At 73.0% G+C, this 16,217-nt stretch carries 16 protein-coding genes; 10 read left to right on the forward strand and 6 right to left on the reverse strand.

Annotated features, from left to right (window positions below):
• Nucleotides 1–99: 99 nt before the first annotated feature.
• On the reverse strand, nt 100–486 hold the full coding sequence (locus ACH4OW_RS11910; RefSeq protein ID WP_360128502.1) for a roadblock/LC7 domain-containing protein: 387 nt from the start codon (nt 484–486) through the stop codon (nt 100–102).
• Between the two features lie 132 nt (nt 487–618).
• Between ACH4OW_RS11910 and ACH4OW_RS11915 the strand changes: the two genes are divergently transcribed.
• Nucleotides 619–1,047, forward strand: a complete 429-nt coding sequence (locus tag ACH4OW_RS11915) for a PPOX class F420-dependent oxidoreductase (protein WP_398027015.1) — start codon at nt 619–621, stop codon at nt 1,045–1,047.
• 61 nt (nt 1,048–1,108) lie between these two features.
• Here the strand turns inward: ACH4OW_RS11915 and ACH4OW_RS11920 are convergent, their stop codons facing one another.
• Nucleotides 1,109–1,753 (reverse strand): ATP/GTP-binding protein, encoded by a 645-nt coding sequence (locus ACH4OW_RS11920; protein WP_360128496.1) that lies wholly within the window; start codon nt 1,751–1,753, stop codon nt 1,109–1,111.
• A 159-nt stretch (nt 1,754–1,912) separates the two neighbouring features.
• On the opposite strand from ACH4OW_RS11920, the gene ACH4OW_RS11925 reads away from it, so the two are divergent.
• Both ACH4OW_RS11925 and ACH4OW_RS11930 read left to right on the forward strand, forming a co-directional pair.
• Entirely contained in the window at nt 1,913–2,158 is a 246-nt protein-coding gene (locus ACH4OW_RS11925; protein ID WP_360128493.1) for a hypothetical protein, read from the forward strand.
• A 94-nt stretch (nt 2,159–2,252) separates the two neighbouring features.
• The gene (locus ACH4OW_RS11930) at nt 2,253–2,921 is read left to right on the forward strand and encodes an O-methyltransferase (protein ID WP_398027018.1); all 669 of its coding nucleotides are present in this window, start codon (nt 2,253–2,255) and stop codon (nt 2,919–2,921) included.
• Between the two features lie 6 nt (nt 2,922–2,927).
• Here ACH4OW_RS11930 and ACH4OW_RS11935 read toward each other — a convergent pair whose 3' ends face one another.
• A complete protein-coding gene (locus tag ACH4OW_RS11935) occupies nt 2,928–4,106 on the reverse strand; it encodes a NosD domain-containing protein (RefSeq protein WP_360128487.1) in 1,179 nt (392 codons plus the stop codon).
• 144 nt (nt 4,107–4,250) lie between these two features.
• Between ACH4OW_RS11935 and ACH4OW_RS11940 the strand changes: the two genes are divergently transcribed.
• On the forward strand, nt 4,251–4,883 hold the full coding sequence (locus ACH4OW_RS11940; RefSeq protein ID WP_360128485.1) for a methyltransferase domain-containing protein: 633 nt from the start codon (nt 4,251–4,253) through the stop codon (nt 4,881–4,883).
• A gap of 28 nt (nt 4,884–4,911) precedes the next feature.
• Here ACH4OW_RS11940 and ACH4OW_RS11945 read toward each other — a convergent pair whose 3' ends face one another.
• Complete coding sequence (locus tag ACH4OW_RS11945; protein WP_398027020.1) at nt 4,912–5,808, reverse strand: oxygenase MpaB family protein; 897 nt, start codon at nt 5,806–5,808, stop codon at nt 4,912–4,914.
• Between the two features lie 173 nt (nt 5,809–5,981).
• Here ACH4OW_RS11945 and ACH4OW_RS11950 point away from each other — a divergent pair, with 173 nt between their 5' ends.
• Both ACH4OW_RS11950 and ACH4OW_RS11955 read left to right on the forward strand, forming a co-directional pair.
• Nucleotides 5,982–6,242 carry a hypothetical protein gene (locus ACH4OW_RS11950; protein ID WP_360128830.1) on the forward strand — a complete coding sequence of 87 codons (261 nt, stop codon included), beginning with the start codon at nt 5,982–5,984 and terminating at the stop codon, nt 6,240–6,242.
• Between the two features lie 162 nt (nt 6,243–6,404).
• The gene (locus ACH4OW_RS11955; protein WP_360128480.1) at nt 6,405–7,229 is read left to right on the forward strand and encodes a hypothetical protein; all 825 of its coding nucleotides are present in this window, start codon (nt 6,405–6,407) and stop codon (nt 7,227–7,229) included.
• A 105-nt stretch (nt 7,230–7,334) separates the two neighbouring features.
• Here ACH4OW_RS11955 and ACH4OW_RS11960 read toward each other — a convergent pair whose 3' ends face one another.
• Complete coding sequence (locus ACH4OW_RS11960) at nt 7,335–7,520, reverse strand: hypothetical protein (protein WP_360128477.1); 186 nt, start codon at nt 7,518–7,520, stop codon at nt 7,335–7,337.
• 256 nt (nt 7,521–7,776) lie between these two features.
• On the opposite strand from ACH4OW_RS11960, the gene ACH4OW_RS11965 reads away from it, so the two are divergent.
• The 3 genes from ACH4OW_RS11965 to ACH4OW_RS11975 all read left to right on the forward strand — a co-directional run bounded on the left by ACH4OW_RS11965 (nt 7,777) and on the right by ACH4OW_RS11975 (nt 12,658).
• The gene (locus tag ACH4OW_RS11965) at nt 7,777–10,728 is read left to right on the forward strand and encodes a DEAD/DEAH box helicase (RefSeq protein ID WP_398027023.1); all 2,952 of its coding nucleotides are present in this window, start codon (nt 7,777–7,779) and stop codon (nt 10,726–10,728) included.
• Nucleotides 10,725–12,140: an SWF or SNF family helicase gene (locus tag ACH4OW_RS11970; protein ID WP_398027025.1), complete on the forward strand. Its 1,416-nt coding sequence runs from the start codon at nt 10,725–10,727 to the stop codon at nt 12,138–12,140. The genes ACH4OW_RS11965 and ACH4OW_RS11970 overlap by 4 nt, the downstream gene beginning before the upstream one ends.
• A gap of 128 nt (nt 12,141–12,268) precedes the next feature.
• Entirely contained in the window at nt 12,269–12,658 is a 390-nt protein-coding gene (locus ACH4OW_RS11975; RefSeq protein ID WP_398027027.1) for a nuclear transport factor 2 family protein, read from the forward strand.
• Between the two features lie 25 nt (nt 12,659–12,683).
• Here ACH4OW_RS11975 and ACH4OW_RS11980 read toward each other — a convergent pair whose 3' ends face one another.
• Entirely contained in the window at nt 12,684–12,917 is a 234-nt protein-coding gene (locus ACH4OW_RS11980) for a DUF6480 family protein (RefSeq protein WP_360128466.1), read from the reverse strand.
• Between the two features lie 242 nt (nt 12,918–13,159).
• Here ACH4OW_RS11980 and ACH4OW_RS11985 point away from each other — a divergent pair, with 242 nt between their 5' ends.
• The gene (locus ACH4OW_RS11985; RefSeq protein ID WP_398027029.1) at nt 13,160–16,198 is read left to right on the forward strand and encodes a glycoside hydrolase family 2 TIM barrel-domain containing protein; all 3,039 of its coding nucleotides are present in this window, start codon (nt 13,160–13,162) and stop codon (nt 16,196–16,198) included.
• Nucleotides 16,199–16,217 lie beyond the last annotated feature (19 nt).

Raw genomic sequence — 16,217 nt, forward strand, 5'->3', positions numbered from 1 at the left:
CGTCCGGGTTCCGCGTCGGTTCGTTACCGACAGTGACGACGATAGCCGCGAGGTACGACAGCCGGTCAACCCCCAGCCTCAGCGCTGTGGACAACTCTCCTATCGGCGGGCCTCGACCCCCAGGTGTTCACCCACCCGGTTGACCAACAGTGCCATTTCGTAGGCGATTTGCCCCATGTCGGCCTCTGGCCCCGCCAGCACGCACAGACAGCTGCCGTCCCCCGCCGCCGTCACGAACAGCACGCCGTCGTCGAACTCGACCATCGTCTGCCGCACCTGTCCGGCCCGGAAGTGCCGGCCCGACCCTTTGGCGAGGCTGTGCAGGCCCGACGCGACCGCCGCCAGGTGCTCGGCGTCCTCCCGCGCCAGCCGTTCGCTCGCGCTCGTCACCAGTCCGTCGTTGGACAGCACCAGCGCGTGCCGCACCTGGTCCATCCGCTCGGTCAGGTCGTCCAGCAACCAGTCGAGCCCGCTGTTCAGCGCCATCGCGCTTCCTCCCCGTGTCCCCGTGGGCAACTGCCGTGCCAGCCTGGCCCACCCGCGCCGCCCCGGCAAGCGGCACGGCCGGTCGGCGTGCCTCGCGGCGCCCGCACGCGCCGGATGGCTCAGGATGGCGGCATGGGACACAAAATGAGCAAGGACGAGTGGCGGAGTTTCCTGGCCGAGGGCACGCGCACCGGCAAGCTCTCGACCGTACGGGCCGACGGCAGCCCGCACGTCGCACCGGTGTGGTTTCTCCTGGACGGTGACGACCTCGTCTTCAACACCGGAGCCGACACGGTCAAAGGGCGCAATATCGCCCGGGACGGCCGGGTCGCGCTCTGTGTGGACGACGAGCGGCCGCCGTTCAGCTTCGCGGTCGTGGAGGGACGGGCCGAGGTCAGCGACGATCTCGCCGAGGTGCGTGGCTGGGCCACGCGCATCGCGGCCCGCTACATGGGCGAGGACCGCGCGGAGGAGTACGGGGCGCGCAACGGCGTCCCGGGTGAACTGCTGGTGAGAGTCCGCATCGACAAGGTCGTCGCGGTCGCCGACCTGGCCGGCTGACGCGCCGGCCGCGTTCCCGGCCCCGCGAGGGCGCGCGAGCCCGGCCGGCGGCCGGCACGTCTCACCCCACCGAGTCCAGCAGCCGGGCGGTGTGCACCCGCCCGGCGTGCTCGACCAGGCGTATCAGCACTTCCTTGCCCGAATCCCGGTCCCGCGCGTCGCACAGCACCACTGGAGTGCCCCGGTCCAGGTCGAGCGCCCGTGCCACCTCGTCGGCCCCGTAAGCACGCGCGTCCGCGAAGCAGTTGACGGCCACCAGGAAGGGGATCGCGCGGTTCTCGAAGTAGTCCACGGCGGGGAAGCAGTCTTCCAGCCTGCGGGTGTCGGCGAGCACGACGGCACCGAGAGCGCCGCGCGCCAGGTCGTCCCACAGGAACCAGAACCGGTCCTGCCCCGGCGTACCGAAGAGGTACAGCGACAGCCCCGCCCTGATGGTGATGCGCCCGAAGTCCATCGCCACGGTGGTCGTCGTCTTGCGGACGACGTCCCCCGCGTCGTCCAGCGCCGCACCCGCCTCGCTGAGCAGTTCCTCCGTACGCAGCGGCCTGATCTCGCTCACGGCGCCGACCAGGGTCGTCTTGCCGACACCGAAGCCGCCCGCCACCAGGATCTTCAACGTCAGCGCGGTGTCGTCCGAGGGGTCCGCCGGCCCGGCCGCGGGCGCTTCGGGTACGTCGTTGGGCTCGTCGTACGACTCGAAAACCATGGCGAGGACCGTACTCCTTTCGCTACACAGCGTGGCTCGGAGTTGACAAGTTCGTACGCTTCGGTAGAAACCCCGGTCACGGTCCGGCCGGATGCCACCAGCGGGAAGCCTGTACCGGGAACCGGTCGGCGCACCGGCGGAGCACGAGAAAGAAGGCCGATGATGTCCACTCACGAGGCCACCGGCACCGGCACGGGCATCGCCGCCGTTCCCGCCGCGGGCGACAACGAGGCGGGGCCCTGGCACAACCTCTGCCGCATCTGCCATCCGAGGGAGTCACCCGTGCGGCCGCTCGTCGCCATCTGCGGCGAGCCCCTGCTCGGCATCAGAGCCGCCCGCGGCGCGCCCCGGTGCGAACTGTGCGACTACCTCACGCCGCATCACGTGCGGGGGCATCTGCCGTGAGACCACCGTCCCGCTTTACCCGAACCAGACCGAAAGCCGCACCTGCTCCTGCTAACTTGATTAGCCTACCTAACTAGGCAGGCGAAAGGGTCTCATGTCCCAACAGCAGTGGAACACTGTCGACGACTACCTGAACTCCCTGCTCGTCCCGGCCGACGAAGCACTGCGGGCCGCGCTGCGCGACATCGAGGCGGCCGGTCTTCCCCGCATCAGCGTGGCCCCCAACCAGGGCAAGCTGCTCCACCTGCTGGCCCGGATCCAAGGCGCCAGGCGCATCCTGGAAATCGGTACGCTCGGCGGCTACAGCACCATATGGCTCGGCCGGGCGCTGCCTGCCGACGGCCGCCTGATCTCGCTGGAAGCCAACGCCTCGTATGCCGAGATCGCCCGCGCCAACCTGGCCCGCGCCGGGCTCGCGGACCGGACCGAGGTCAGGGTCGGCCCGGCGCTCGACAGCCTCGCCCGACTGATCGCGGACGGCGCCGAGCCGTTCGACCTGGTCTTCATCGACGCGGACAAGCCGAACAACCCGCACTACCTGGAGCGGGCCCTCGAACTGACGCGTCCCGGCAGCCTGATCGTCGGCGACAACGTCGTGCGCGACGGGGACGTCGTCGACGCCGGCAGTACGGATCCGTCGATCCGCGGCACCCGGCGCTTCCTGGAACTCCTCGCCGAGAATCCGAAACTGTCGGCCACGGCGCTGCAGACGGTGGGCGTCAAGGGGTACGACGGGTTCGCGCTGGCCCGCGTGATCGCTTAGGGGTGCTCACGGCAGGCTGATCCTGTTTCCGGCGGACACCTCGGCGCCGACGATGCCCGACCCGGCGTAGCGGATGTTGTTTCCCGTGGCCGTGCCGCCGGAACAGGAGGCGAAAAGGATCCCGGTGCCGTCGCCGCCCCGGCTGTATTTCACGACGTTTCCGGTGACGACGCCTTCGTGGACGTATTGCAGCACGATCCCGTTCGCACTCGCCCAGTCGCGGATGATGTTCCCGCTCACGACGACGTTCTCCATCGGCGTGTCCGACATTCCGTACACGCCGATGGTGGCGTAACGGGGGCCCTGGCCCGGCTGGTTCTCCAGGCCCGTATGCGTCAGGACGTTGTTCGCGATGACGATGTCCTCGGTTTGCGACCAGAACCAGGACTGGTACTGCGCCGACGGGTCTACCTGCACCTGGATTCCGCTGTTGCAGTCCGCCAGAATATTGTTCGAGATGACCGCGTTGCGCCAGTTCTGGGCGCGTATTCCGTAGTTCTTGGCTCCGGTGATCCTGTTGTTCACCACCCGGATCCCGTCGTGGAACCGGCCGGGGAACGTGGCCGTGTGCGTGCCCACCAGCGCTCCGTACCCGTCGGCCGAGCAGCCGTCCACCACGATGTTGACGCTGTGCGTGCCGTCCGGCGCCTCCTGCACCTCGATCGCCTCGGAGAAGAACCGCGTCGGGGTGGTCGCTTTGAAGCCCTTGAAGACGCAGTTGCGCGCCGTGCCGTTGCGGATGCCGTGGAACTCGATCGCGTGCCAGTCCGGAATGTTGTCCACCACCAGGTCCTCGTAGAGGATGTTCTCGGCGGAGCAGAAGGCGAACATGTCCAGGTGCAGCGGATTGTTCGCGCCGCCGTCCCACAGCCCGCCCCGGATGCTGATGTTGGACGCTCCGTTGTAGCCGTTGTGGGAGAACCCGCCGCCCCACAGCGTGTCGATCGCGGAGGTGTCGCTCCGGACGATATGAGCGCCGTGGGCGAGCACGGTCAGGTTTCCGGAGTCCGGCACCACGGTCCCGGTGCTGTGGACCAGATAGCGGCCCGGAGGAATCACCAGCGTTCCGCCGCCGGCGGCGCAAATGGTGGTCACCGCGCTCTGCAGGAGATGTGCCGCGTCGACGAGTCCCTTTGGGTCGGCACCGAAATGGTCGACGAAATTCCACTTCCCCGTGTCGGTCATGTCTGCATGATTACGCCGGTCGGCCGGGAGGGAAAGGCATCGAAGCGAAACAGTTGCCGGCGCCAACCACCGCCGCCGTCCAGGCGGTCGTCGCCGTCGTCGGGCCGGTGAGCGGGAACGCGCAGCGTTCCCTACAGTGCCCGTATGAACGACGAGACCGCCCGGGTGGCGGAGAGCGCCGGGCAAGCGCACGACGTGCGGGAGTTCTTCGGTTCCCGGGCGCACGACTGGGACGCGCGGTTTCCCGACGACGGTCCCGCCTATCAGGCGGGCGTCGCCGCGTTGGGGCTGCGTGCGGGCGACCGCGTCCTGGACGCGGGCTGCGGTACGGGCCGGGCACTGCCCGCGTTGCGGGCGGCCGTCGGGGCGCGCGGCACGGTACTGGGCGCCGATCTGACACCCGAGATGCTGGCGGCAGCAGTACGGGCCGGACGGGGGCGTTTGGCGCCCCTCCTGCTGGCCGACGTGAGCCGGCTTCCCCTGCGGGACGGGTCGCTCGACGCGGTGTTCGCCGCCGGGCTGCTGTCCCACCTGCCCGACCCCGGGGCCGGCCTCGCCGAACTGGCCAGGGCCGTGCGGCCCGGAGGCAGGCTGGCGCTGTTCCACCCCGTCGGCCGCGCGGCGCTGGCCGCCCGCAAAGGCCGCCGGCTCACCCCCGAGGACGTACGGGCCGAGCCCAACCTGCGTCCTCTGCTCGCCCGTTGCGGGTGGGACCTGGCGCGTTACGTGGACGAGGACGCGCGCTACCTGGCCGTGGCGGTGCGGCAGGGCCTCTGACCTCTGGGAGTCTTCGCCGCTGTGAGGGCTACGCGGACCGTTCGGGGTACTCGGGCAGTACCGGACAGCCGCCCGCGGGGCTCCCCTTGGGGAAGGTTCCCAGGTCGGCGACGCGGTAGCCGTTCGGGTAGCCCTTGATCTCCGGGTTCTGGCGGGCGTAGTGCGGGCGGCGGCGCGGCGGCAGCAAACGTACCGACTTGGCGCGCAGCCGGAGTGCGCCCTGCACCACGGCCCGGACGGCCGGCTTGGGGGGCTCGTAGCGGAAGGCGTGCAACAGCGCGTCGTCCAGCAGTGCCATGCTCGCGCCGCGCACCACGGGGGCCAGCGGGCCGTACCAGCCCGCCATCAGGCCGAGCGTGGCGTCGGAGACCCGCCGGCCGCCCTCGTCCCAGCCGAAGTGCTCGTGCTCGTAGTCGTCCAGGAAGCGCTCGAACTCCTGGAAGTCCTGCGGGATGCCGGTGATGCCCATGTGCCGGCCGAGCGTCCGGTAGTAGACGGCCGAGGCGTGCTTCTCGTGCTCGCTCATCCGCCGCCACCCGTACAGATCCAGCCAGCGCTTGGGAATCACCACGAAAGTGCACAGCACGTACCGCATGTCGTCGTTACTGATGTCGTAACTGCGGTGCATCTGGTTGATGCGGCGGATCGCGGTCCGGCCTTCCTCCGCGTCGAAGCCGTGCTCCATCACCGTGTCCAGGAGGAGCGCGGTGTCGTCGTAGCGCTTCTGCGTACGGTCCGTCAGCTCGGCGGTTTCCGCGAGCAGCCGCCCGATGGCCGGAACGGCGTAGGTGCGGTAGAGCGCCAACTCCAGGGCGCGCGCGACATCCCACGGGAATTCGTACGTCGTGGTGATGCGGTGGATGCGCAGGAAGTCCCGTTCCGGATCCAGCCGCTGGATCTCCTTGAGCCAGTCATATCGCCGCACCGAGTGTCCGCCCTTTCGTCGCCGAAGTTCCAATCGTAAGCACTCAGGGCACACTGGAACGACCGGAACGGGCACCGGGAATGGGGGACACGATGGCCGGATTCCTGCGTGGGACCTCCGGGCTGCTCCGCGGTCTTGAGGACCTTTTCGCCCAGATCAGAACGGCCCTGCGGATGCCGGGCGGCGGCGAGCCCCGGGCGCCGGGGACGAAAGGGCGCCCGCACAACATCTTCGAGGCCGCCGCGGCGCATGTGGCGGCCTGCGCCGAGGACGACGACGAGCGCAGCGCCGAGACGGCGGAGTGGGTCTCCCCCGAGGCCCTCGCCTTCGGCATCAACGAGCTGGCCTGCCGGGCGGTGATCGCGCTGGCCCGGGAGCGCCGCGAGTCGCCGCAGGCCGTGGCCAGGGACCTGCTGAATCTGCCGGCGGCCTGAGGGCGGCCGGGGCCGGGGATCCCGGTCCGCGGGCGTACGGCTGGTGACAAGCGGCTCCCGGTCCAACTATGGTGCGCCGACGACTGATCGGAACGATCGGGTCGGTGCGGGCCCGGCGGTCCGGGGCCGCCCGGTCAGAGCGCATCGGATGGGGAGGCCCGCGTGTCGACCGACAGCGCCGGAACGTCCACTGCCGGGCCGGGCGGCCCGGACGGGCAGGCCGCCGACGACGACCAGTTGCTCGTGCTGACGGCGGTGCTGCTGACGCCCGCGCAGTTCCCGAGCGTGCTCGGCGACGACTATCCCGAGGTGTGCGCCGGGCTCGGGCTCGAACCGTACGCGGAGGGCTACGGGCTCGTGCTCGGCCAGGACGGGCAGGGCGCGCGCTGGACCGCGGTGACGGAGGACGTCTCGCTCGTCGCGTGCGCCATCGCGGCCTGGGACTGCGGTATGGAGTTCGACCTCTCGCCCGGCGAGGACGGCATGGTGGCCGCCCTGCCCGGCTGGCCGCTCGCGCTCGCCGTCGCGGCACCGGGCGTGCCGGCGCCGCACGACCCCGCGCCGGAGGACGGCGGCCCTGCCGTGCTCACGCCGCCGGACGCCTCGCAGTGGGGCCCGGCGCAGCGACGGCTCGGCGCCGACGAGATCGCGCTCCGGTGGGCGGCGTGGCGCGAGCAGGTCGAGGGCGAGGTCACGTTCGTCGATCCGGGCACCCAGCCGCACGCCGGGGTGCGGCGCGCGCTGGCCGAGGCACGCGGTTACGTGGCGGAGCCCCCGCCGCCGGGGCGGGTCCGTTCGTCCTTCGCGGACGGCGAGGCCCGTACGCTGCGCGTGGACGGTCCGGGCTGGAGCATGGTGGCGCGGACCGACGACATCGCGTTCGTCCTGCTGGACGAGCAGCCGGGCGAGATACTGCCGGTGGGGCGCGGCCCCGAACTTCCGGGGCTGCTGGCGGCGTTGGAGGGGCTGGCGGCCCGGCCGTCCTGAGAGCCGGCGCACGGGGCCGCACGGCAACGTCCCACCCGCGGACCGCCGGTCCACGGGCCCGCTGACGGAGACGCCGTCCGCGACCCGGCTCACCACGCCGGGCAACTAGTGCCCTATCTCCTTGCGGGTCACGCGGCGCAGCCTGCGCCGCTGCGACGGATCCAGTGTCAGGTATGCCACGGCCGGCACTCCGACCATGACCAGCAGCGCCGCCCAGATCGGCAGCAGCCACAGCAGGATCAGTCCCACTGCCACGCCGCCGCCGACGGCGACCTTCGCGTTCGTGGACATCCTTCACGTCCCTTCCGCGGCGGATGCCGCGCTCTCTGTACCCCATTGAACGCCTTTTCGGCCCCACAGGTTCCATCCGGGACCGGCACGTCAGGGGTCACGCGGCATCCCGGCCGCCCCGGTGGCGGAACGCCCGGCACCGGGGCGCCCGGCGGCAGCGCCCACGCCCCGGACCGGTGGTCGGCGTTCCGCCCGGTGGTGCTGTACCCTCGGGCGCTCCGGTCATCAGTAGTCAAATTTGAGGAGTTCGCTGCACGTGGCATCCACCCCCACGGCACCATCCGCTCCGGCCTCCGCGCTCGCCCGCTGTGCCGCGGTCTTCCTGCCCGCCGAACCGCCCCGTACCGGACGCGTCGCCTTCTGGCGGCCCGACGGCACCCCCTTCGACGACCGGCCGACGCGGCAGCTGACCGTCGCCGTCCCGGCACCCGGCTCCGGCGTCGAGGTCCGCGACGTCCCGGCCGTCGTGCTGCCCGTCGCCGACGCCCTCCCCGTCCTCACCCGAGCCCGTACGGCTTCCGCGGCCGACCCGGCGGCGGCCTTCTGGGGCGCCGCGTCCGTACTGGCCCTCCAACTCGTCGCCCGCGGACGGCTGCTGCCCGGACTGAGCCGTTCCGGTCATGACGCCTGGCGCGTGGGCCCGCTCGACCCCGGCGACTTCGAGCGACTGCGCGAGCTGGCCGCTTCGCTGCCGCCGCAGGCACACGCCGTGCCGCTCCCCGGCTCCGACGACCCCGTACGGCTTCCCGAGCCCGAGCGCCTGGTACGCGACTTCCTGGACGCGGTGGCCGACGGGCTGCCCCGCTCCCCCGCCGCCGCGCTCGTCACCGGCGGGCCGGCCTACGCGGCGCGCGCACCGCAGCACATCCCCGAGCAGCGCGCCTGGGCCGCGGATGTCGCGGCCGGTCACGACGCGGGCGTACGGATCTCCCTGCGCGTCGAGGTCGCGGGCCTGCCTGCCCCGGACACCGCCGGCGACGCCGGGAACCCGACCGCCTACGAGGACGCCGCCACGGCGCACTGCACTTTCAGCGCCGTTCTCCAGGTGCACAGCCTCACCGATCCCACCCTGGTGGCCGATGTGTCGGAGGTCTGGGCGGGAACCTCTTCCGCCGGGCGGGCGTTCGGCTCGCGGGCCCGTATGGACACACTGCTCACGCTGCGCCGCGCCGCCACGGCCTGGCCGCCCCTCGCGCCCCTGTTGTCGGCCGCCGTGCCGGACGCCGTCGGCCTCGCCGACGAGGAGATCGCCGAGCTGCTCGGCCCGGCGTCCCGCGCGCTGGCCGCCGCCGGCGTCCAGGTGCACTGGCCGAAGGACCTGGTACGCGGGTTCGGCACCCGTGCCGTGGTCGGGCCGCCGGGACCGGACGACGCACCGGACGGGTCCGCGGGAGGCCGGGACCGTGGCGGGTCCGGCCTCCCTTCCCTCCTGTCCGCCGACGCGCTGCTCTCGTTCAGCTGGCGCTTCTCCGTCGGCGGACAGGAGATCGGCCGCGCGGAGCTGGACCGGCTGGCCGAGGCCGGGCGGCCGCTCGTACGGCTGCGCGACCAGTGGGTGCTGATCGACCCTGAGGCGCTGCGGACGGCCCGCGGCCGCGAGGACCGCAAGGTGACGCCCGTCGACGCGCTCGGCGCCGCACTGACCGGAACCGCCGAGTCCGAGGACGGCGAGCGCGTCGAGGTGCAGGCGTCCGGGTGGCTGGCCCGCCTGCGCGACCGCCTCGCCGCACCGGAGACGGCCGGCACGGACACGGATACGGAGGAAGCGGATCCGGTGCCGCAGCCGCCGGCCCTCGCCGCCACCCTCCGCGACTACCAGCTGCGCGGCCTCGGCTGGCTGCACCGCATGACCTCGCTCGGCCTCGGCGGCTGCCTCGCCGACGACATGGGGCTGGGCAAGACCATCACCCTCATCGCGCTGCACCTGCACCGCCAGGGCGATCCCGCCTCCGCCGGGCCCACGCTCGTCGTCTGCCCGGCCTCCTTGATGGGCAACTGGCAGCGCGAGATCGAGAGGTTCGCACCCGGCACCGCGGTACGCCGCTTCCACGCGGACCGGCGCAGCCTCGCGGACCTGGCGGACGGCGAGTTCGTGCTCACCACGTACGGCACCATGCGGCTGGACGCGGCGAAGCTGGCGGACACGCGCTGGGGGCTGGTCGTCGCGGACGAGGCCCAGCACGTGAAGAATCCGTTCTCCGCGACGGCGAAGGCGCTGCGCACCCTGCCGGCGGGGGCGCGGGTCGCGCTCACCGGCACGCCGGTCGAGAACAACCTGTCCGAGCTGTGGGCCGTCCTGGACTGGACCACGCCGGGCCTGCTCGGCCCGCTGGGCCGGTTCCGGGAGCGCTACGCGCGGACCGTGGAGGGCGGCACGGACCCGGCCGCGGCGGAACGGCTCGCCCGGCTCGTACGCCCCTTCCTGCTGCGCCGCCGCAAATCGGACCCGGGCATCGCGCCCGAACTGCCGCCCAAGACGGAAACCGACCGCGCGGTCGCGCTGACCAGGGAGCAGGCCGGGCTGTACGAGGCGGTGGTACGCGAGGGGCTCGGCGAGATCGCGGAGTCGGACGGCATCGCGCGCCGCGGCCTGGTGGTCAAGCTGCTCACCTCCCTCAAGCAGATCTGCAACCACCCGGCGCAGTTCCTGAAGGAGGAACGGCCGCGGATCGCCGGGCGTTCCGGGAAGCTCGAACTGCTGGACGAGCTGCTGGACACGATCCTCGCCGAGGACGCGAGTGTGCTGGTCTTCACGCAATACGTGCAGATGGCGCGGCTGCTCGAAACGCACCTGGCGGGGCGCGGGGTACCGACGCAGTTGCTGCACGGCGGTACGCCGGTCGCGCGGCGCGAGGAGATGGTGCGGCGCTTCCAGAGCGGCGAGGTCCCGGTGTTCCTGCTGTCCCTGAAGGCGGCAGGCACCGGCCTGAACCTGACCAACGCCTCCCATGTCGTGCACTTCGACCGCTGGTGGAACCCGGCGGTCGAGGCGCAGGCCACCGACCGCGCGTACCGGATCGGCCAGACCAGGCCGGTGCAGGTCCACCGGATGATCGCCGAGGGCACGGTCGAGGACCGGATCGCCGCCATGCTCGCGCGCAAGCAGCAGCTGGCGGACGCGGTGCTCGGCTCCGGCGAGGCCGCGCTGACCGAACTGACCGACGCCGAGCTGGCCGACCTGGTCGGGCTGCGCGGGAGCGAGCGATGACCGGTACCCACGGAAACGGACTGCCCCGCGAACACCAGGACGAGGACGGACACGTGACAGGACACCGTGCGGAACGCATCTTCGCCACGCTGCCGCCGACGGCCGGGCGGGGATTCGCGCGCACCTGGTGGGGGCGGGCCTGGCTGAAGGCGCTGGAGGACAGCGCGCTCGACGGCAGGCAGGTCAAGGAGGGCCGCCGGCACGCCCGGGCCGGGGCGGTGGGAGCGGTGTCCGTACGACCCGGCCGGCTCACCGCGGTCGTCAAGGACCACGACGGCACGCCGTACCGCTGCGACGTCCTGCTCCAGGAGCTGAGCGCGGCGGACTGGGACCGGTTCCTGGACCTGGTCGCGGACCGGGCCGGGCACATCGCGGCGCTGCTGGACCACGACATGCCGCCGCATCTGGTGGAGGACGCGGCAGCCGCCGGCATCGAACTGCTGCCCGGGATCGGCGATCTGGAGGCGGAGTGCGGCTGTGAGGCGTGGGACCACTGCGCGCACACCGCCGCGCTCTGCCATCAAACGGCACGGCTGCTGGACGAGGACCCTTTCGTGCTGCTGCTGATGCGCGGCCGAGGCGAGCAGGAGTTGCTGCGCGAACTCCAGGCGCGCAGCGCTGCGCGCGCGCAGGAGGTGGCGGACGGGCTCGCACCCAACACGTCTGCGGCGGCACCGGAATCCGCTCCCGAAGGCGTACCGGCTGACGAGGCGTACGCGGCACGCGACATCCTGCCGCCGCTGCCCGCGCCCCCGCACGCCGTGGACCAGCCTGGCACCGCGCCGGTTCTCGGCGGGGGCAGCGATCCTGCGCCCGGCGTGGAAGTGGCAGCGCTGGAGTTCCTGATAGCCGACACGGCGGCGCGCGCTCAGCGCCTGCTGGCCGACGCGCTGGCGCCCCGGCACGAGGACAGCCCGCCCCAGGCGCCACTGACCTGCGCAGAGGACGCCGTACGACTGGCGGCGGCCGGTCCTGACGCCCGGGTCACGGCCCGGCTGGCGGCCGGCTCGGGGCGTACGGCCAAGGCGCTGGCCCTGGCCGTGCGGGCGTGGGAGTACGGCGGCGCACCGGCGCTCGCGGTCCTGGAGGAGCAGTGGACGCCGGAGCCGGCGGCCATGGCCCGCGCCGTCGCACAGCTCGCCGCCGCCTGGGACGAGGACGAGCCGCGGCTGCGGCACGAACGCAACCGCTGGACCGTGACCGGCGGCGACGCCCAGCTCCGGTACGGGCGCGACGGGCGCTGGTGGCCGTACCGGAAGGAGCGCGGGCAGTGGGCACCGGCGGGCCCGGCCGCCGAGGACCCGGCGACGGCGCTCGCGGCACTCCGCGCCGGGACCGAAGGCCCCGGAACCGGAGGCGCCAGGGCAGGAGACGCCGGAACCGGAGACGCCGGGATCGGAGGCGTCCGGTAACCGGTCCAAGCCCGGGGCGCCCCCGACGCCGCTTCTGCTGACTGCCGCGCGCCCCGGCGCTACGCTGCACCGCGTCAGTGGGCCGGCGCGCGGACCGCCGGCCCGGCGTGCGGCCGATCGGAGGGACCGTGCCTGCCCTGAGCCCCCTGGACGTTCTCGAACAGCGGCGCGCCGCGGTCACGGGGCAGGACGCGGACGCCTTCGCGGACCTGTTCGCGCCGGACGGTGTGATCGAGCTGCCCTTCGCGGGCACGGACGTACCCGACCGCATCGAGGGCCGGGAGACGATCCGCACGTTCGCCCGGGCGGCGATGGCCGCGATGCGCGTCGACTCGCTCGTGACGCTCGCCGTCCACCGCACCGAGGACCCGGAGGTCGTCATCGCGGAGACGCTCGCCAAGGGGTCGTCGGGGCGCGGCGACGCGTTCGAGGGCCGCTCGGTGCAGCTCTTCCGCATCCGGGACGGCCGGATTCTGTTGTTCCGCGACTACACGGGACCGTTGCGCGAGCCGTCCTGACGGCTGCCCGCCCCGGATCGCGCGGCTACGCGCCCCAGATCCGGGCGATGAAGAAGGCGGCGACGAGGACGACCACGACGGCGAGCGCCAGCACCGGGCCCTTGGACCAGCCACGGGTGGGGTTGTGGGTCTCCAGCGGCCCGGCGTCCGGGGTGCTGCCCTCGGCGGGCGGTGTCTCGCCGGGTGGCACCCCGCCGCCCGGTTCCAGACCTGTGGTGCGTTCCGGTACCGGGTCCGGGTTCTTCGGTGAATCGTTCATGCTGCCTGGGTGCCCGCACACGGCGGATTCTCACCGGACGGGGTGAAGCGGCCGGTCGGGCCTGTGTACCGCCCGTTGTTCCCGGGCCCTGAGGCGCGAATCCGGGCGCTCCGGGCATGTGCGGCGCGGCGGAGAGTACTTCAGCGGTCAATCATCCGTATGTGGTCGCGGCGCGGCGCCGCGCGTGGTTCGCTGGCTTGATCCCCCACGCCCCCGCCGTGTCCCCGCAGCGAGGAGGACCCTTGCCCCTGCCCGACGCCCAGCACGCCGGCCACCACATACCCCGCGACGCCGCACCACCCGAAGCCACCGGGCACACCGGCCCCGCGGCAGGCGCCGGACTCCCCGACCCGCGCCCCGCGCACCGGCTGCCGTACTACGAAGACGTGACTCCCGGAAGCGGCTGCCGCCCGCCGCGCGCCTGGTACGCCCGCTCGGACGCCCGCCGGATGTCGCTGCACGGCGCGTGGCGCTTCCGCCTCTCCCCCACCGCCCGCTGTGCGGACACCTCCTTCGCCCGCCCGGACTTCGACGACACGGACTGGGCCGACCTGCGCGTGCCGGGGCACTGGGTCCTGGCGGGCCACGGCGCGCCCGCGTACACCAACGCCCGCTACCCGTTCCCCGTGGACCCGCCGCGGCTGCCCGACGAGAACCCGACAGGGGACCACCGGCACGCCTTCGACCTCCCGGCGGGGTGGGAACCCGGGCCCGCGCTGCTGCGTTTCGAGGGTGTGGAGTCCTGCGCCCGCGTGTGGCTCAACGGCCGGGAGCTGGGGCACTTCAAGGGCAGCAGGCTGCCGCACGAGTTCGAGGTCGGGCACCTGCTGCGCGAGCGCCGCAACGTGCTCGCGGTCCGCGTCCACCAGTGGTCCTCGGGAAGTTACCTGGAGGACCAGGACCAGTGGTGGCTGCCCGGCGTCTTCCGTGACGTCACGCTGCACCAGCGGCCCCCTGGCGCGGTCCTCGACCACTTCGTGCACGCCTCCTACGACCACCGCACCGGCCGCGGCACCCTGCGCGTGGACTGCGCGCCGGCGGGCCGGGTCACCGTGCCCGCGCTCGGCCTCGACCTGGCGACGGGCGAGAGCGCCACGGTGCCGGTGACGCCCTGGACCGCCGAGACGCCGCACCTGTACGACGCCGAGCTGCGCACGCCCGGCGAGCGCGTCCCGCTGCGCGTCGGCTTCCGTACCGTCCGCGTCGAGGACGGCCTGCTGAAGGTCAACGGCCGCCGGATCCTGTTCCGCGGCGTCAACCGGCACGAGTTCGACCCGCGGTACGGGCGCGCGATCGGCCCCGAGGCGATGCGCCGCGACCTGCTGCTGATGAAGCGGCACAACGTCAACGCGGTCCGCACCAGCCACTACCCGCCGCACCCCGCCTTCCTCGACCTCTGCGACGAGCTGGGCCTGTGGGTCGTCGACGAGTGCGACCTGGAGACGCACGGCTTCAAGCAGCAGGGCTGGCGGGACAACCCGGTCGACGACGACGCCTGGACGCCGGCGCTGCTGGACCGCGCGCGCCGCATGGTCGAACGCGACAAGAACCACCCCAGCGTGATCATGTGGTCGCTGGGCAACGAGTGCGGCACCGGCCGCGGCCTGTCCGCCATGGCCGCCTGGATGCGCGACCGCGACCCGTCCCGCCCGCTGCACTACGAGGGCGACCCGGGGTGCGCCGACACCGACGTGTACTCCCGGATGTACGCGGACCACGCCGAGGTCGCCCGGATCGGCCGGCGGGAGGAGGAGCCGCTCGCCGACCCGGCCGCCGACGCCCGGCGCCGCGCCCTGCCGTTCCTCCTGTGCGAGTACGCGCACGCGATGGGCAACGGTCCCGGCGGCCTGAGCGAGTACCAGCGGCTGTTCGAGACGTACGAGCGCTGCCAGGGCGGCTTCGTGTGGGAGTGGATCGACCACGGGCTGCGGCAGCGCACCGAGCGGGGCGAGCTGTTTCACGCTTACGGGGGCGACTTCGGCGAGGAGCTGCACGACGGCAACTTCGTCTGCGACGGGCTGGTCTTCCCCGACCGGACGCCGTCACCCGGGCTGGCGGAGTTCAAGAAGGTGGTCGAGCCGGTACGGATCGGCGCAGCGGACGAGCGGGGCGACGGCGCGCCCGGCGCGGTCCTGGTCACCAATCTGCACGACTTCGCCGACCTCTCCCACCTCGCCTTCCGCTGGTCCTACGAGGCCGAGGGCGAGGTGCTGGCCGAAGGCCCGCTGGACTTACCGCCCTTGGCGCCCGGAGCGTCCGCCGAGGTGGCGCTGCCCCCCGAGCCCGCCGGCCGGTGCGGGCGCGAAGCCCTGTGGACCGTGCGTGCCGTCCTGGCCGGGGACACCGCCTGGGGCGCGGCGGGCCACGAGGTCGCCTGGGGGCAGTTGCCCGCCACGCCGGCGCCGCGGCGTACCGTGTCCCGCCCGCTCGTACCGAGCGCGACGCCCCGGCGCGGCGAGGGCAATCTCATCCTCCTCGGCCCCGGCGCCTTCGACGCCACCACCGGTGTGCTCCGGTACCTGCACGGCTGCCGGCTGGCGGGCCCGCGGCTGGACGTGTGGCGGGCGCCGACCGACAACGACGAGGGCGCGCCCTGGCAGCCGGGCCCGCACCGCGCCGAGCAGTGGCGCCGCATCGGGCTGCACCGTATGCGGCACCGGGTGGAGTCCGTCGAGCGCGGCCGCGACGCCCTGGTGGTACGGACCCGGGTGGCGCCCGCCGGCACGGACCTGGCCCTCGGCGCCGACTACCGCTGGAGCGCGGACGACGAGCGGCTGCGGCTGGAGGTGTCGGTACGGCCGTACGGCGACTGGCCCTGCCCGCTGCCGCGGCTCGGCCTGCGGATGGGCCTGTGCGCCAGCTTCGCGACGGCGCGTTGGTACGGCGGCGGGCCCGGCGAGGCGTATCCGGACACGAGGGCGGCAGCGCGGACGGGGCTGTGGACCATGCCGGTGGAGGCGTTGCAGACGCCGTACGTACGGCCGCAGGAGAACGGGGCGCGCGCGGACGTGCGGTGGGTGGAGCTGGCCCGCAGCGACGGTTCGGGGCTGCGCGCCGAAGGCGAGCCGGCCTTCTGGTTCTCCGCGCGCCGCTGGACGAGCGAGCAGTTGGATGCTGCCCGGCACACCACTGATCTCGTTCCCGGCGACCATGTCTGGCTCCACCTCGACCACGCCCTGCACGGCATCGGCAGCGCTTCCTGCGGCCCGGGAGTGCTGCCGCAGTACGAGCTGACGGCGGCCCCCGCCCGGTTCGCCGTCATCTTGCATCCACTGCGATGAATTTCACGTTTCATCGGGT

The sequence above is a fragment of the Streptomyces sp. NPDC017056 genome (assembly GCF_044332485.1).
Taxonomy (GTDB): Bacteria; Actinomycetota; Actinomycetes; order Streptomycetales; family Streptomycetaceae; genus Streptomyces.

Coding starts and splice junctions, on each gene's coding strand:
- ACH4OW_RS11910 (WP_360128502.1), bottom strand. CDS start 486: ATGGCGCTGAACAGCGGGCTCGACTGGTTGCTGGACGACCTGACCGAG.
- ACH4OW_RS11915 (WP_398027015.1), top strand. CDS start 619: ATGGGACACAAAATGAGCAAGGACGAGTGGCGGAGTTTCCTGGCCGAG.
- ACH4OW_RS11920 (WP_360128496.1), bottom strand. CDS start 1,753: ATGGTTTTCGAGTCGTACGACGAGCCCAACGACGTACCCGAAGCGCCC.
- ACH4OW_RS11925 (WP_360128493.1), top strand. CDS start 1,913: ATGATGTCCACTCACGAGGCCACCGGCACCGGCACGGGCATCGCCGCC.
- ACH4OW_RS11930 (WP_398027018.1), top strand. CDS start 2,253: ATGTCCCAACAGCAGTGGAACACTGTCGACGACTACCTGAACTCCCTG.
- ACH4OW_RS11935 (WP_360128487.1), bottom strand. CDS start 4,106: ATGACCGACACGGGGAAGTGGAATTTCGTCGACCATTTCGGTGCCGAC.
- ACH4OW_RS11940 (WP_360128485.1), top strand. CDS start 4,251: ATGAACGACGAGACCGCCCGGGTGGCGGAGAGCGCCGGGCAAGCGCAC.
- ACH4OW_RS11950 (WP_360128830.1), top strand. CDS start 5,982: ATGCCGGGCGGCGGCGAGCCCCGGGCGCCGGGGACGAAAGGGCGCCCG.
- ACH4OW_RS11960 (WP_360128477.1), bottom strand. CDS start 7,520: ATGTCCACGAACGCGAAGGTCGCCGTCGGCGGCGGCGTGGCAGTGGGA.
- ACH4OW_RS11970 (WP_398027025.1), top strand. CDS start 10,725: ATGACCGGTACCCACGGAAACGGACTGCCCCGCGAACACCAGGACGAG.
- ACH4OW_RS11980 (WP_360128466.1), bottom strand. CDS start 12,917: ATGAACGATTCACCGAAGAACCCGGACCCGGTACCGGAACGCACCACA.